The following is a 14457-nucleotide window of genomic DNA, read 5'->3' as shown; positions in this document are numbered from 1 at the left end:
GCCTTTCGCGGGATTGAGGGCAGGGAAAACCGTATGCGTTCACGGCCCCCGCTGGTGCAAGGTGGGGACGGCCTGTCGCGGGGGCACGGCCGGAGAGGACGCAGCGATGGAGATCCACGAGTACGCCAGGCTTGACGCGATCGCACTCAGGGAGCTGATCGCGACGGGCAAGGTTTCCGCGGCGGAGGTCGAGGAGGTCGCGCGCCGGGCCCTGGAGCTGGCGAACGCCCGGTTGAACGCCCTGACGATGCCGTTGTTCTCGCCCGCGCTGGAGCACGCCGGACGGGGACCCTTCGCGGGCGTGCCGTTCCTGATCAAGGACAGCGCTCCGCTGGCCGAGGGCGTGCCGTTCTCCATCGGCACCCGGGCGATCCCGCCGCACATCACGGCGGAGCGCGACACCGAGGTGATGAGCCGGTTCCGCGCGGCGGGGCTGGTGACGCTCGGCCAGACCACCGCGCCGGAAATGGCGATCAGCTTCGCCACCGAGTCGGCCCGGTACGGGATCACCCGCAATCCCTGGGATCTCGACCGGGGCACGGGCGGCTCCAGCGGCGGCTCGGCCGCGCTGGTCGCCGCGGGCGCGGTACCCATGGCGCACGGCAGCGACGGGGCCGGTTCGATCAGGATCCCGGCCTCGGCCTGCGGGCTCGTGGGCCTGAAGCCGACGCGCGGCCGCACCCCGGCCGGTCCCGGCGCCGACGAGCACGGCTTCGGGATGTCCTACGACTTCGCGCTGACCCGGACGGTCCGGGACGCCGCCCACCTGCTCGACGCGGTCGCCGGTCCCGGGGTCGGCGACAAGTACGAGGTCCCGAGGCCCGCTCGCCCCTACGCCGGCGAACTGGGCGCCGAGCCCGAGCGGCTCAGGGTGGCGTTGTCGGTCCGGTCGTGGTCGGGCGGGACCGTGGACCCCGAGGTGGCCGAGGCGACGATCGCGGCCGCCCGGCTGCTGGAGGAATTCGGGCACGACGTCGGGGAGGCGGGACCCGAGGTCACGCCGGAGGAGATCGTCGAGGGGTGCCGGCACCAGCTGGCCGCCGTCGCGGCTCCGTATCTCATGGCCCCGGTCGACCTGCCGAAGCAGGTGTTCGCCGAAGTGGCCTGGAAGGTCGTGGAGGAGGCGAGAAGCCTCAGCGCGATGGAACTGCTGGCCGGCTTCGCGCGGCAGAACGCGCTCACCCGCAAGGTCGGGGCGTTCTTCACCCGCTACGACCTGCTGGTCACTCCGACGCTGGCATGGCCCCCGGCGCCGCACGGGACGTTCGACTTCGACGACGCCGAGCAGACCACGACGGGCTGGCTGGAGAGCATCTTCCAGTACGGGCCGTTCACGATGCTGTTCAACGTCTCCGGGCAACCCGCCATCAGCCTGCCGCTCGGGCAGAGCAGCGGCGGGCTGCCGATCGGCGTCCAGCTCGTCGCCCCGTACGGGCGCGAAGACCTGCTGCTGCGGCTGGCCGCCAGGTTCGAGGAGGCCATGCCCTGGTGCGACCGGACCCCGCCGCATCACGTCGCGGCCGGTCAGGCGGGTTCGGACTCGGGTTCGTCGGCCAGGTAGGGCGGCGCGGGCTCGTACTGGATGTAGCGGCGCACGGCGCGGGCGTGGTCGCGGCCGTGCAGCCGTCCGATCAGCCACAGGGCCATGTCGATCCCGGCCGAGACGCCCTGGCTGGTGGCGAGCTTGCCGTCGACGACGTAGCGGGCGTCTCGGACGACGGTGATGCCGCCGCGTGCCTGGAGCGTGTCCTCGAACGCGTGGTGGGTGGCGACGCGCCGGTCGCGGGCCGGGCCCGCCTCGTGCAGCAGCAGCGAGCCGGTGCACACGCTGGTGGTCCACTCGGTGCCCGCGTCCACCTTCCTGATCCACTCCATCAGCACGGGGTTGTCGACCTCGCGCCGGGTACCCATGCCGCCGGGCACGAGCAGCACGTCCAGCGGAGGGTGGTCCTCCAGCGTGTGGTCGGGCAGCACCCGCAGGCCCTTGGCGCAGCGGACGGGGCCGGGGCCTTCTGCGATCAGCACCGCCTTGTCGGCGTTCTCGCGCATCATCGAGGAGGCCGTGAACACCTCCCACGGGCCGACGAAGTCCAGTTCCTCGGCTTCCTCGAAGACCAGCAGGCCATAGGTCGTCATGCGTGCTCCTTCGTCGAGTTCATCGCGTTCGTCGAGTTCATCGCGTTCATCGCGTTCATCGCGCGGAATCGATCTCGGTAGTCGGAAGGGGAGACGCTGAGCGCCCGGTGGAAGGCGCGGCGCAGCGTTTCGGCGGTGCCGAACCCGAGCCGCCGGGCCATCGCCTCGAGCGGCTCACCGGTCTCGGCGAGCGCGCGCCGCGCCGCCTCGATCCGGACGCGTTCGACGTACGAGGCGGGCGGCACGCCCAGCTCGCCGGTGAAGCGGCGCTGCAGATGCCGCGGGCTCAGCCCGGCCGCCTCGGCGAGGTCGCCGATCGAGTGCCGGGCGCCGGGATCGGCGTGCACCGAGGCCACGGCGGCACGGATCGGGTCGGTCGCGGGCTGCTCGGACCACAGCGGCACGCTGAACTGCGACTGGCTGCCGGGGCGGCGCAGGAACATCACCATCTCCTGCGCCACCGCGTGCGCCACGTCGCGGCCGTGATCCTCCTCGACCAGCGCGAGCGCCAGGTCCATCCCGGCGGTCACGCCGGCCGAGGTCCAGACCCGCCCGTCCCGGATGAAGATCGGGTCGCAGTCGACGGTCAGCTCGGGGTGCTCGCGGGTGAGCTGCGCCTCGCGGCCCCAGTGCGTGGTGACGCGCCTGCCGTCCAGCAGCCCGGCGGCGGCCAGCAGGAACGTGCCGCTGCACACCGAGGTCACGCGCCGCGCGGTCGCTCCGGCGGCGGCGATCCAGTCGACGAGGGCCCGGTCGTGGCGCGCCTCGTCCACGCCCAGGCCGCCGCAGATCAGCAGCGTGTCGATGCCGCCGGGGTCCAGGTCGCCGGTGCCGTACGCGGCGTGGATCGGCAGCCCGCTGTGCGCCTTCACCGGCCCCGCCTCGGGGGCCAGGACCTGGCATGCGTACTCGCCGGTCAGGCGGCCGGCGTACGCGAAGACCTCGTGCGGTCCCACCAGGTCGATCGGGTGGAACCCGTCGTAGATCACGAAGACGACGCGGTGCATGCCTCCAGGCTGCCCCCTGCCGAATATGGCGTCAACGACGGGCACCCCACCATTCGCGCCATGGTTGCCTGGCCGCCGGCTCGCGCTACGCCGGGTCCTTGAACGTGCAGTCGGCCGGGGCGTCCGGCGGGACGAAGTCGGTCCGGATCGGGAGCGGTGCCTCCTTGATCGTGTAGCCCTTCAGCCAGTGGTCGTACGGCCCTGGGCTGGCAGGGCTGAACGGCGCGGGGCCGGTGCCCATCTGCTGGCAGCGTGCGTCGACGACTCCCCAGGAGAAGCCCATCCGGTCGTACTTGTGGCCGAGTGGTGACTGGTAGAAGGTCAGGTTCGCGCGCTTCTGGTTGGCGGGCACGTCCGCCTGCCAGATCCCCGACACGACGGCCGTCGGGCCGGTGGCCATCAGGTAGTCGACCTTGACCGTGAACCAGTGGTCCACCGACGGCCTGCCGAGCTTGTCGGGCGAGAAGTGGTTGATCTTGATCGTGCCGTGGGCGTCGCCCATCACCATCTTCTTGCCCTCGTACCGCCAGGGGGCGCCGTGCGCGTCCACGATGAAGCGGCGGTACGGGTACTCGGTGTCGCCGGGGAAGTTCACCCACGCGTCCCCGGTGACGTGCGACTCCTTGGCCTTGTCCGGCTTGGCGCTGTGCTGCGGGGCCGAGGCGAGCGCGGCGTCCGCACCGAGGGCGGTCGCGGTGAGCGCGGTGGCGGCGACCGCCGCTCCGGTGACGACTCTGGCGACGCGGTTGAGTGCCATCTTCAGTGACTCCTCGGGCTCGTGCGGGCCCTGTTGCCCGCGCCTCAAAGCTCCCAAGCAGCACGTACGCCGGACTTCCCCCGAGCGGCCGAAGCGCCTCACCCGCGAGAGCGAATCCCGCCCGGAGCCCGCCCGGAGCCCGCCCGGAGCCCGCCCGGAGCCCGCCCGGAGCCCGCCCGGAGCCCGCCCGGAGCGCGGCCGGAGCGCGGCCGGAGCCCAGCCGTGTCCACCGACTGGTGGACACGAGGTTCAACCGGTCGAGGCTGTCGGCGGCACAGGCCCTCCGACCAGCATTGATGGCATGACGAACCTCCCAGTGCGCATGGCTCGGTGGAGCGCCCACCACCCCTGGCGGGCGATCGCCGCCTGGTTCCTTTTCGTGATGGTCTGCCTCGGCGCCGGCATCTCGGTCGGCGGGCACGCCGCGACCTCGGCCGACTACCGGGTCGGTGAGGCCGGCCGCGCCGAGGCGATGGCCGAGCAGGGCGGGATGCAGCGCAGGCCGCTCGAACGAGTCCTGATCACCGGCGACTTCCAGAAGGCCACCGCGGCGGCACAGGACGTCTCCGCCCGGATGAAGGGGCTCGCCGAGGTCGAGTCGGTCGCCCCGCCCGTCCGTTCCGCCGATGGAAAGTCGCTGCGGGTGGACGTGACGCTGAAGGGCCCGGAGCTTGAGGGCAAGAAGCACGTCGATCCCTTGCTCGCGCAGACGGCCGTCGTTCAGAAGGCGCACCCCGACCTGCGGATCGACGAGTCCGGCAGCCCGTCCATCAGCAAGGACGTGCAGGGGCAGCGTGGCGAGGACCTGTCCCGCACCGAGATGATCGCGTTGCCCGTCACCCTGATCGTGCTGCTGCTGGTCTTCCGTTCGCTGGTGATGGCGTTCGTGCCGGTGCTGCTGGCGGTCACCTCGATCGCGTCGGCCATCGGCCTGTCGATGCTGGCCTCGCACCTGGTTCCCGACGCCGGGGTCGGCGCGAACGTCATCCTGCTGATCGGCATGGCGGTCGGCGTGGACTACACGCTCTTCTACCTCAAGCGTGAACGCGAGGAACGCGGCCGTTCGGGCGGGGCGCTCTCCCCGGCGGCGGTCGTCGAGCTCGCCGCCGCCACCTCGGGGCGCGCGGTCGTCGTCTCCGGCCTCGCCGTCGCGGTCTCCAGCGCCACCCTCTACCTGGCCGACGACGTCATCTTCGCCTCGCTGGCCACCGGCGCCATCGTCGTCACCCTCGCCGCCGTGATCAGTTCGCTGACCATCCTGCCCGCACTGCTGACCAAGCTCGGCGGCCGCCGCCGGGAAAGCCGCCGGGAAGGCCGCCGGGAAAGCAGCCGGGAAGGCCGCCGGGTCGGCCGTCCTGGCGCCCGACGTCGCGACGACAAGGCCCACTCGACCAAGGCCGGACGGCTCACCACTGCGCTGATGCGGACCACCAGCAAGAGGCCTGCCGTGACCCTGGCCGTCGCCGTGGTCGCCCTGCTCGCCATGGCCGCACCCCTGCTCGGCATGAAGCTGACCGACGTCGGCAGGGAGACCTACTCGCGAGACCTGCCCGCCATGCAGGCCTACGACAGGGTGAACGCCGCGTTCCCCGAGCTGAAGGCCAACAACCAGATCGTCGTCCGAGCGGACGCGAGCCAGGCCGACCAGGTGAAGGCGGCACTGAACGACCTCGCCGCCCGGACGCACAACGACAAGCTCTTCGCAGGCAAGCCCGAGCTGCGCGTCTCGCCCGACGGCCGGATCAGCCGGCTGGAGGTGGGCGTTCCGTACGCGGCCAACACCGACCAGGCGCACGCGTCCCTCGACCACGTCCGTGACCGCTACGTGCCCGAGACCGTCGGCAAGATCCAGGGTGCCGAGGTCGCGGTGACCGGCGAGGTCGCCCGCTACACCGACTACCCCGAACACCAGAGCAAGCGGATCCCGATGATCCTCGGAACCCTGCTGCTCGTCACGTTCGCGATCACGGTCTGGGCGTTCCGCTCGGTGATGCTGGGCGCGATCGGGGCGCTGCTCAACCTGCTGTCGGCCGCCGCCTCGCTCGGCCTGCTGACCGTGGTCTTCCAGGGCACCTGGGCGGAGGGCCTGCTCGGCTTCACCTCGATGGGCTCGATCGGCTCCCGCGTGCCGCTGTTCCTCTTCGTGATCCTCTTCGGCCTGTCCATGGACTACCAGGTGTTCGTGCTCAGCCGGATCCGGGAGGCCGTGGACGAGGGCGTGCCCACCCGGCAGGCCGTGCTGGAGGGCATCGGGGCCTCGGCGGGCGTGGTGACCAGCGCCGCGCTGGTGATGGTGACGGTGTTCGCGAGCTTCATCCCGCTGCACCTGATCGAGATGAAGCAGTTCGGCTTCGCGCTGGGAGTGGCGGTCCTGCTGGACGCCTTCATCATCCGCCTGGTGATCTTGCCGGCCGCGCTGCTGATGCTCGGCGAGCGCACCTGGTGGCCCTGGCCCGGAAGCCGCGGCGACCGCCCCGGCTCCGGCCACGGCCACGGCCGGGGAACGGAGATCACCGACGGTCCGGGCCGATCGTTCCAGAACGTAGGCTGACCGACATGTCGCAGGTCAACGACCGGTACCGGATCGCCTGGTGGAACGCCGCCTCGTGGGTCCTCGTGGGGCTCTCGCCCACGATGATCGCGGGGCGGGACGACCCCGGGACACGCCCGTACTGGTCGTTGGCGCTGGTCCTGGTGCTCGGCCTGTCGTTCGCGGCGGCGCTGCGGTTCCGGGCCGCCCGGACGCCCTTCCTGCTGATCCTCGTCGCCGGTCTGGCCGTCGCGTCGTTCCTGCGCACCGGCGACGCGGCTCTGTACGTGGTGGCTCTCCCGCACTTCTGGCTCTACGCCGGCAGCACGCGGCGGGCGATCGTTCTCAGCGGCGCCGGCGCCGTGGCCACCGTGGCCGGGGCCCTCGTCGCGGGCGCCGAGCCGGGCTCCGGCAACAACGTCGTCACGCTCCTGGCCTACCCGGCCAGCGTCCTGCTGGGGCTGTCCGTTCACCAGATGGTCAGGCGGGCCGACGAACGCGCCCAGCGGCTGGCGGCCGAGCTGGAGGTCACTCAGCGCGAGCTGGCCGAGGCGCACCGCCGTGAGGGCGCGGCGGGGGAGCGTGAACGGCTCGCCCGCGAGATCCACGACACCCTCGCGCAGGGCTTCGCGTCCATCGTCGTCCTCGCCGAGGCGGCCCGGTCCGGCCTCGCCTCCGACCCGGACCGCAGCGCCCGCCAGCTGACCTCGATCGAGAACACCGCCCGCGAGAACCTCACCGAGGCGCGCATCCTGGTCGGCGCGGGCTCGGCGCCCGAGGCCGCTCCCGCGGCCGGCTCGGTGGCCCAGACCCTGCGCCGTACGCTCGACCGCTTCACCGAGGACACCGGCATCGCCGTCGAGGCCGAGCTGCCCGACCTCGACTGCGACCAGACCACCCGCGTCGCGCTGCTGCGCTGCACGCAGGAGTCGCTGGCCAACGTGCGCAAGCACGCCGACGCGACGACCGTGTGCGTCTTCCTGGCCGCCGACCCGTACGGCGAAGGCTCCGGCATCGAGCTGGAGATCACCGACGACGGGAAGGGCTTCGTGCCCGCCGAGGCGCACGGGTTCGGGCTGGACGGCATGCGCCGCCGCCTGGCCGAGCTCGGCGGCGAGCTCACCGTCACCAGCTCTCCCGGCGAGGGCACCCGCGTCCTCGCCGCCTTCCCCGCCAGCCTCGCCTCCAACGATCGGGTGTGACATGACCGACGAGCCGCTCCGCGTGATCCTCGCCGACGACCACACGGTGATGCGCGCCGGCGTCGCCGCGCTGCTGGCCGACGAGCCCACGATCGCGATCGTCGGCGAGGCCGGCGACGGCGCCGAGGCCGTCGAGCTGGTCGAACGGCTGGCCCCCGACGTGGCCCTCCTCGACCTGCGCATGCCCGTCCTGGACGGCGTCGCGGCCACCGCCGAGATCGTGCGCGGCGCGCGGACCAGGGTGCTGATCCTCACCACCTACGACACCGACGCCGAGATCGAGCGGGCCGTCGAGGCGGGCGCGATCGGCTACCTGCTGAAGGACACCACCCGCGAGCAGCTCGTCGAGGCCGTGCACGCCGCGTCCCGGGGCGAGACCGTGCTGGCCCCGCGGGTCGCCGAGAAGCTCGTCGCGCGGATGCGGCGGCCCGCCCAGGCGGCTCTCACGGCGCGCGAGAAGGACGTGCTGAACGCCGTCGCCGACGGCCTCTCCAACGCCGAGATCGCGGGGCGGCTCATCATCGGCGAGGCGACAGTGAAGACCCATCTGTTGCGCGTTTTCGCCAAACTCGACGTCAGTGACCGCACTCACGCCGTTGTCGTCGCGCTCGAACGTGGCCTGCTGGAACGTCCCGATGGCCGGCGAGATCACTGAAAACTTGTGATCTGCCGATAAGAGAAGCTCCGAATGTGTGGGGAGACTTCATTTTCGCCGCATCGGGGCTGAGGAAAAGTCGTCAGCGTTCACTTTTCCGGAACGTCGCCGGCCTTTCTGGTACCAAGGACGCCCAGGGGCCAGGCGGCTCGTCCCCACCCCTGGAGTGGTGATGAAACTCAGAGCATCGCTCACGGCGACGGCCGGCGCGGCCCTGGCCGCGGCGTCGCTGGTCGGCGTGCCGGCCACCGCGTCCGCCGCGCCGAACGCGGCGCCGAACGCGCCGGGCGCCGCCCCCTCGGGCTGTACGGCCACCGACGCCGACATCTACAAGGCTCCCGCCACCGTGTCGGGCAACCCCGGCGACGTCCTCGCCTGCAGCCCGACCACGCTGAACTACGTCCCCAACCTGCCCAAGCTGCACGCCTGGAAGGTCCAGTACGTCACCACCGACGCCAAGGGCGCCAAGGTCGCGGCCTCGGGCACGGTCGCGATCCCGGACGCCGCGTGGACCAAGGGCGCACGGCCCACGGTCAACTACGCGCCGTTCACGCACGGCTCGGGCCCGCAGTGCTCGCTGTCCAAGCAGATGACGACCGGCTTCAACGACCAGTACGAGGCCCCCAACCTGTCCGGCTTCCTCAACAAGGGCTGGGCGCTCGCCGCCACCGACGGGGTCGGTTACCTCGACGGCCAGACGCACTACTACGTGAACGGCGTGGCGAACGGTCACGCCCTGCTCGACGTGGTGCGCGCGGCGCGCAAGCTGCCCGCCCAGATCCCCGGCGGCGCGCTCGCGCCCGACGGCAAGGTCGGCATCCACGGCTACTCCGAGGGCGGCAACACCTCGCTGTGGGCCGCGCAGATGGCCGCGTCGTACGCCCCCGACCTGAAGGTCGTCGGCGACGCGTCCGGCGGCATCCCCGCCGACCTGAAGATCACCGCCAAGCAGCTGAACGGCGGCTTCTTCGCCGGCTTCCTGGCCGACGCGCTCGTCGGCTTCCGGCAGCAGTACCCCGAGATGCCCTTCGACGAGCTCATGAACGACCAGGGCAAGAAGGCCATCGAGGACGTCAAGAAGAACTGCCTGCTCGGCACCCTCTCGGTGTTCGCGGGCGCCAAGGTCGAGAACTTCTCCAAGGACAAGCTGACCCTCGACCAGATCTACGCGCTCAAGGGCCCGGACGGCACCACGTGGGGTCAGATCGTCGACGGCCTCGCGGCCGGCAGGGACATCGGCCCGGCCAACTCCAGCGCCAAGTGGAAGGTCGGGTTCCCGGTCTTCATGTACCGCGGCTGGCTGGAGGAGATCATCCCCCACGAGACCGAGGATGGCGTCCACGCCGCGTACTGCAAGGCGGGCATCGCCACCAACTACAACATCAGCTACCCGACCGAGCACGCCACGACGATTCCGGGGGCCGCCGGGGACGTGCTGAACTTCCTCGACGACCGCTTCAACGACAAGCCCTTCAAGGGCAACTGCTGAGGCTGACCTAGCCTCCCGCGAGCCGAAGGCGGTGGCCCTCACCGCGTCAGGGCCACCGCCTTCAGCCACCGCCTCGCCATCACCACGGCCACCGCCCGCCATCGCGTTCGGCCACCGCCCGCCATGGCGTTCGGCCACCGCCTGGCCTCGCTTTCGGGCCCACCCAGTCGGCCATTGATAAACGGCAGCCGCGTTCTCGCACACCGCTGACAAACGGCCTCGCGATTGTCAACCGCCTGCCAAATGCCGAAGCGAATTCACGTCTCCAACGTCAAGAGTGACGGTCCGCCCGACCGTACGGTCATGCCCACGTGAACCGATCAACCATGATTCGATCACCCCCGCAAAGGAGTTCCCCGACATGACAGCGGGCGTCGCCGAGGTCGGCAACCGAGCCCCTCTGCCGGACATCTCACCCAAGGCCGTCCCGCTGGTCGAGCGGATCAGCGTGGTCTTCTTCGTGGTCGGCCCGGTCGTGGCCCTCCTCGCCGCTGTGCCGTTCTTCTGGGGCTGGGGCCTGGGCTGGACGGACATCGCGATCTTCGCGTTCCTCTACCCGTTCAACGCGCTCGGCATCACCGTCGGCTACCACCGGCACTTCACCCACAAGGGCTTCAAGGCCAAGCGCTGGCTGCGCATCGTGCTCGCGATCCTCGGCGGCCAGGCCTGGCAGGGCTCGGTGATCTTCTGGGTCTCCGACCACCGGCGCCACCACAAGTACGCCGACCAGGAGGGCGACCCGCACTCGCCGTGGGCGTTCGGCCCCGGCGTCTGGGGGCTCTCCAAGGGACTCTTCCACGCGCACATGGGCTGGCTGTTCCGCAAGGAGCGCACCTCGCGCACCAAATACGCCCCCGACCTGCTCGCCGACCGCGACCTGCGGATCATGAGCCGCAACGACGTGTACCTGCTGATCGTGGCCTCCACGATCCTGGTACCGATGGGCCTCGGCGCGCTGCTCACCTGGTCGTGGCACGGCGCGGTCACCGCGCTCTTCTGGGCCGGGCTGCTGCGCGTGTTCGCCGGCGACCACATCACGTTCTCGATCAACTCCATCTGCCACGTCTTCGGCAAGACCCACTTCAAGACCCGCGACCACTCGCGCAACGTCTGGTGGCTGGCGATCCCCTCGTTCGGCGAGTCCTGGCACAACCTGCACCACGCCGACCCGACCTCCGCGCGGCACGGGGTGCTGAAGGGCCAGATCGACATCAGCGCCCGCGTGATCTGGCTGTTCGAGAAGCTCGGCTGGGTCTGGGACGTGCGCTGGCCGGACGAGGAACGCCTCGCCGCAAAGCGGATCTAGTACGAGAGAGAAAGAAGCACATGGATCTTGTGGACCGCACCCTGGACCGCACCCCTCTGATCGAGCGGCTCGGCCGGTGGGCAGAGAAGTATCCCGACGACCGCGCCTACACGTTCGTGGACTACACCGCGGACGTCGACGGTGTACACATCGACATCACGTGGGGTGAGCTGGACCGCAAGGCCCGCGCGATCGCCGCGACGATCCGGCGGTCCATCGAGCCGGGGGAGATCGTCGCGCTCCTGGCCCCGACGAGCCTGGAGTACATCGCGGCCCTGCTCGGCACGTGGTACGCGCGGGTGGTCGGGGTCCCGCTGTTCTCGCCCGACCTGCCCGGCTACGCCGACCGGCTGATCTCGGTCGCCGGTGACGCCAAGCCCGTCGGCGTGCTGACCACGAACGAGGCGCTGGCGCCGGTGCGTGCGTTCTTCGACCAGCACCCGGAGCTGCGGCCCCGGGAGATCATCGTCACCGAGGACGTCGACCTGTCCCTGCCGTGGGAACCCGAGCCGATCGACCCGGACGACATCGCCTACCTCCAGTACACCTCGGGCTCCACCCGGGCACCCGCCGGTGTGATCATCACCCACGGGAACGTGGCGGTGAACGCCGAGCAGTGCTGGGGCACCTTCGACGGCGTGCCGCGTCGCTCAACAGGGGTGAACTGGCTGCCGCTCTTCCACGACATGGGCCTGGTGACGGCGGTCGGGCTGCCGATCGCGTACGGGAGCCCCGCGCACATCATGGACCCGGTCGCGTTCATCATGCGGCCGGCCCGCTGGCTGGAGCTGCTCAGCGCCCAGGACGAGGCGTTCACCTGCGCGCCGAACTTCGCCTACGAGTACCTGGCCACCTCGGTCACCGACGAGGAGAAGGAGAAGCTCGACCTCAGCGGCGTGCAGGTCTTCATGAACGGCGCGGAGCCGATCCGCCCGCACACCATGGAGGGCTTCCTGGAGACGTTCCGCGGCTGCGGGCTGCGGCCGGAGGTCCAGGTCCCCGCCTACGGGCTGGCGGAGGCGACGGTGTACGTCTCCTCGTCGTCCCGCTACCAGCTTCCGGTGACGACGTCCTTCGACCGTGACCGGCTCAACGAGGGCGTGGCGGTGCCGGTGCCGGCCGACCACGAGCGGTCCGCGGTGCACGTCAGCTGCGGCCAGCCGTACGGCCAGCACGTCCTGATCGTCGACCAGAAGACCTCCGTCCGGCAGCCGGACGGGCACGTCGGCGAGATCTGGATCCACGGGCCCAACGTCACCGGAGGCTACTGGGGCCGGCCCCAGGCGACCGCCGAGACGTTCGGCGCCATGCTGGCCGAGCCGGTCGAGGGCGTCCCGGACGGCCCGTGGCTGCGCACCGGCGACCTGGGCATCTGGTACGAGGGCGAGCTGTACTGCACCGGCCGGATCAAGGATCTGGTCATCGTCGACGGCCGCAACCACTACCCGCAGGACCTGGAGCTCACGACGTACCAGGCGCACGAGGCGATCCGCAACGAGTACGTCGCCGCGTTCTCGGTGGACACCGAACAGGGCGAGGCCCTGGTGCTGGTGGCCGAGCGCAACCGCCGGGTGCCGATCAAGCTGCTCGACCAGAACGAGGTCGAGCTGGCCGTGCGGGCCGCCGTGATGAGCAAGCACGACCTGCGGGTGCACGACTTCGTGCTGATCGAGCCGGGCGGCCTGCCGCGCACCACCAGCGCCAAGATCGCCCGTACGGCCTCCCGCAAGGCTTACCAGGAGGGCGCCCTTCCGGTGACCCGGAAGCCGGAGGCCTGACCCTCACGAACCGCTGGACGGTTCCACGGGCACCGGATCGGGCCGGCCGGCGGCGAGCACCTCGCGCCAGCCGGTCCGATCGAACGCGGCGGGCGGCGTGGTGGCGAGGAAGTCCTCCAGGACGGCGACGAAGCGTTCGGGATCGTCGTGGTGCGGGAAGTGCCCGGCGCCCTCGAAGATCTCCATCCGGCTGCCCGGCAGCGCCTTGTGCGCGATCTCCGCGTGCCGGACCGGGATGATCCCGTCGCGGGTGCCCCAGACGATGAGCGCGGGCAGCTTCTCGGCGAGGTAGGCGCGGTCGAGCATCGTGATGGCCTGGCCGCGCAGGTCGAGCGCCGCGCGGGCGGTGCGCATGAACGCGCGCCGCATCCGCGGGTCGGCGAACAGGTGGTAGCGGCCGAGGATGTAGTCCAGATCCCTGCCCAGTCCGGCCCCGCCGGTGCGCCGCAGGACCGGCGCCGACAGGCCGACGGCAGCGCGTACCGGCAGGCTGGTCATCAGCGCCATGCCGGTCGGCGCTCCCGGGACCGACGCCAGCCGGAAGATGGGATGGACCTCGCGGCCGAGGCCCGCGCTGGAGACGAGCGCGAGCCGTTCGCAGCGTTCGGGGAACTGGTAGGCGAACTGCATCGCGACCCCGCCGCCGAGCGAGTGCCCGACGACGTTCACCCGGTCCACGCCCAGCACGGTCAGCAGGTCGCGCATCCCGCACGCGTAGGCGGCGATCGCGTAGTCGGCGCGCGGCTTGGCGGACTCGCCGTGGCCGAGCAGGTCGGGCGCGATGACGGTGTGGCGTTCGGCCAGCGCCGCGAGCACGGGTTCCCAGGTCTGCGAGCTGTCGCCGATCCCGTGGATGAGCAGCAGCGGCGGTCCGTCGCCCGTCATCCGGAACGCTCGCCGGTACCCGTGAACCTCGCGGTGCTGGAGCATGAGGGCAGGGTGAACGCCGCGCATTGCCGGACTGTTACAGACGGGTTGACATCAAGTCAATGAGTTCTCTGACGGGCGGCCACAGCCGGACGAGCGGACACGACGAACACCCCGTGCGCCTCCGCGGGCACGGGGTGGTCGACGACTTCGTTCGTTCGGCATCGGGCTCCAGGCGGGCACCTGGCGGGTTCCAGGCGGGGTTCCAGGGGGTCAGCGGCGGGCGATGCCGCGGACCAGCGCCTTGGTCTCCTCGCGGCGGTACCAGGCGATCCCGGCGAAGATCACGCCGAGCGCGACGGTCAGGACCGCCGACGCGGGGACCAGCACGGTCAGGTTGGCGATGGTGGCGCCGATCATCACGCCGATCAGGCCCAGCGCCGCGGCGCCCGACAGCCTGCGGACCAGCAGCCCGATGCCGCCGGCGACCTCGCACGCGCCGGTGAAGTACTGGAACCACTGGCCCCAGCCGATCTTGACGAACGACTCGACGGCGTCCTTCTGGTCGACGAACTTGGGCAGTCCCGACGCGACGATGAAGAACAGCGCCAGGAAGATCTGGACTCCCCAGACCACGCGGTTCAGGGTCTTGCGCTCGGTGGCAGCGGGGGCGTCGGTGGCGGTGGTACGGGCGGGGGCGGCGTGCGTGGCGGTCATGACTGTTCCCTTC

Annotated in this window: 12 protein-coding genes; 7 read left to right on the top strand and 5 right to left on the bottom strand. The window is 71.2% G+C overall.

What is annotated here, in order from left to right; translation table 11 throughout:
* The first annotated feature begins 106 nt into the window (after positions 1 to 106).
* On the top strand, positions 107 to 1561 hold the full coding sequence (locus tag J4573_RS09150) for an amidase (RefSeq protein ID WP_208254842.1): 1455 nt from the start codon (positions 107 to 109) through the stop codon (positions 1559 to 1561).
* Here the strand turns inward: J4573_RS09150 and J4573_RS09145 are convergent.
* From J4573_RS09145 to J4573_RS09135, 3 genes are all read right to left on the bottom strand, one after another.
* Positions 1525 to 2136 carry a DJ-1/PfpI family protein gene (locus tag J4573_RS09145; RefSeq protein ID WP_208254841.1) on the bottom strand — a complete coding sequence of 204 codons (612 nt, stop codon included), beginning with the start codon at positions 2134 to 2136 and terminating at the stop codon, positions 1525 to 1527. The two genes, J4573_RS09150 and J4573_RS09145, sit on opposite strands and share 37 nt — an antisense overlap.
* On the bottom strand, positions 2133 to 3143 hold the full coding sequence (locus J4573_RS09140; protein WP_208254840.1) for a GlxA family transcriptional regulator: 1011 nt from the start codon (positions 3141 to 3143) through the stop codon (positions 2133 to 2135). The genes J4573_RS09145 and J4573_RS09140 overlap by 4 nt, the downstream gene beginning before the upstream one ends.
* Positions 3144 to 3228: 85 nt before the next feature.
* The gene (locus J4573_RS09135; protein ID WP_208254839.1) at positions 3229 to 3900 is read right to left on the bottom strand and encodes a hypothetical protein; all 672 of its coding nucleotides are present in this window, start codon (positions 3898 to 3900) and stop codon (positions 3229 to 3231) included.
* A 301-nt stretch (positions 3901 to 4201) separates the two neighbouring features.
* Here J4573_RS09135 and J4573_RS09130 point away from each other — a divergent pair, with 301 nt between their 5' ends.
* From J4573_RS09130 to J4573_RS09105, 6 genes are all read left to right on the top strand, one after another.
* Positions 4202 to 6451 carry an MMPL family transporter gene (locus J4573_RS09130; RefSeq protein WP_208254838.1) on the top strand — a complete coding sequence of 750 codons (2250 nt, stop codon included), beginning with the start codon at positions 4202 to 4204 and terminating at the stop codon, positions 6449 to 6451.
* Between the two features lie 5 nt (positions 6452 to 6456).
* Positions 6457 to 7632 (top strand): sensor histidine kinase, encoded by a 1176-nt coding sequence (locus J4573_RS09125; protein ID WP_208254837.1) that lies wholly within the window; start codon positions 6457 to 6459, stop codon positions 7630 to 7632.
* 1 nt (position 7633) lies between these two features.
* Positions 7634 to 8287 (top strand): response regulator, encoded by a 654-nt coding sequence (locus J4573_RS09120; protein WP_208254836.1) that lies wholly within the window; start codon positions 7634 to 7636, stop codon positions 8285 to 8287.
* A 172-nt stretch (positions 8288 to 8459) separates the two neighbouring features.
* Positions 8460 to 9776, top strand: a complete 1317-nt coding sequence (locus tag J4573_RS09115; protein ID WP_208254835.1) for a lipase family protein — start codon at positions 8460 to 8462, stop codon at positions 9774 to 9776.
* 361 nt (positions 9777 to 10137) lie between these two features.
* Positions 10138 to 11082, top strand: a complete 945-nt coding sequence (locus J4573_RS09110) for an acyl-CoA desaturase (protein WP_208254834.1) — start codon at positions 10138 to 10140, stop codon at positions 11080 to 11082.
* Positions 11083 to 11102: 20 nt separating this feature from the next.
* Positions 11103 to 12860, top strand: coding sequence for a fatty acyl-AMP ligase (locus tag J4573_RS09105; protein WP_208254833.1), 1758 nt, complete (start codon positions 11103 to 11105; stop codon positions 12858 to 12860).
* 3 nt (positions 12861 to 12863) lie between these two features.
* On the opposite strand, the gene J4573_RS09100 is transcribed toward J4573_RS09105, so the two are convergent.
* Positions 12864 to 13790 (bottom strand): alpha/beta fold hydrolase, encoded by a 927-nt coding sequence (locus J4573_RS09100; RefSeq protein WP_208254832.1) that lies wholly within the window; start codon positions 13788 to 13790, stop codon positions 12864 to 12866.
* Positions 13791 to 14000: 210 nt separating this feature from the next.
* Positions 14001 to 14444 carry a DoxX family protein gene (locus tag J4573_RS09095; RefSeq protein ID WP_208254831.1) on the bottom strand — a complete coding sequence of 148 codons (444 nt, stop codon included), beginning with the start codon at positions 14442 to 14444 and terminating at the stop codon, positions 14001 to 14003.
* Positions 14445 to 14457: the final 13 nt, after the last annotated feature.

Origin of the sequence: Actinomadura barringtoniae (genome assembly GCF_017573505.1) — a bacterium.
Taxonomy (GTDB): Bacteria; Actinomycetota; Actinomycetes; order Streptosporangiales; family Streptosporangiaceae; genus Spirillospora; species Spirillospora barringtoniae.
Note: the sequence above shows the minus strand (reverse complement) of the source record. Positions and strands in the feature narration are given on the sequence as shown.

Excerpts from the sequence above, each read along its gene's own strand:
- J4573_RS09150 (WP_208254842.1), top strand. The coding sequence starts at position 107 with ATGGAGATCCACGAGTACGCCAGGCTTGACGCGATCGCACTCAGGGAG.
- J4573_RS09145 (WP_208254841.1), bottom strand. The coding sequence starts at position 2,136 with ATGACGACCTATGGCCTGCTGGTCTTCGAGGAAGCCGAGGAACTGGAC.
- J4573_RS09140 (WP_208254840.1), bottom strand. The coding sequence starts at position 3,143 with ATGCACCGCGTCGTCTTCGTGATCTACGACGGGTTCCACCCGATCGAC.
- J4573_RS09135 (WP_208254839.1), bottom strand. The coding sequence starts at position 3,900 with ATGGCACTCAACCGCGTCGCCAGAGTCGTCACCGGAGCGGCGGTCGCC.
- J4573_RS09130 (WP_208254838.1), top strand. The coding sequence starts at position 4,202 with ATGACGAACCTCCCAGTGCGCATGGCTCGGTGGAGCGCCCACCACCCC.
- J4573_RS09125 (WP_208254837.1), top strand. The coding sequence starts at position 6,457 with ATGTCGCAGGTCAACGACCGGTACCGGATCGCCTGGTGGAACGCCGCC.
- J4573_RS09120 (WP_208254836.1), top strand. The coding sequence starts at position 7,634 with ATGACCGACGAGCCGCTCCGCGTGATCCTCGCCGACGACCACACGGTG.
- J4573_RS09115 (WP_208254835.1), top strand. The coding sequence starts at position 8,460 with ATGAAACTCAGAGCATCGCTCACGGCGACGGCCGGCGCGGCCCTGGCC.
- J4573_RS09110 (WP_208254834.1), top strand. The coding sequence starts at position 10,138 with ATGACAGCGGGCGTCGCCGAGGTCGGCAACCGAGCCCCTCTGCCGGAC.
- J4573_RS09105 (WP_208254833.1), top strand. The coding sequence starts at position 11,103 with ATGGATCTTGTGGACCGCACCCTGGACCGCACCCCTCTGATCGAGCGG.
- J4573_RS09100 (WP_208254832.1), bottom strand. The coding sequence starts at position 13,790 with ATGCTCCAGCACCGCGAGGTTCACGGGTACCGGCGAGCGTTCCGGATG.
- J4573_RS09095 (WP_208254831.1), bottom strand. The coding sequence starts at position 14,444 with ATGACCGCCACGCACGCCGCCCCCGCCCGTACCACCGCCACCGACGCC.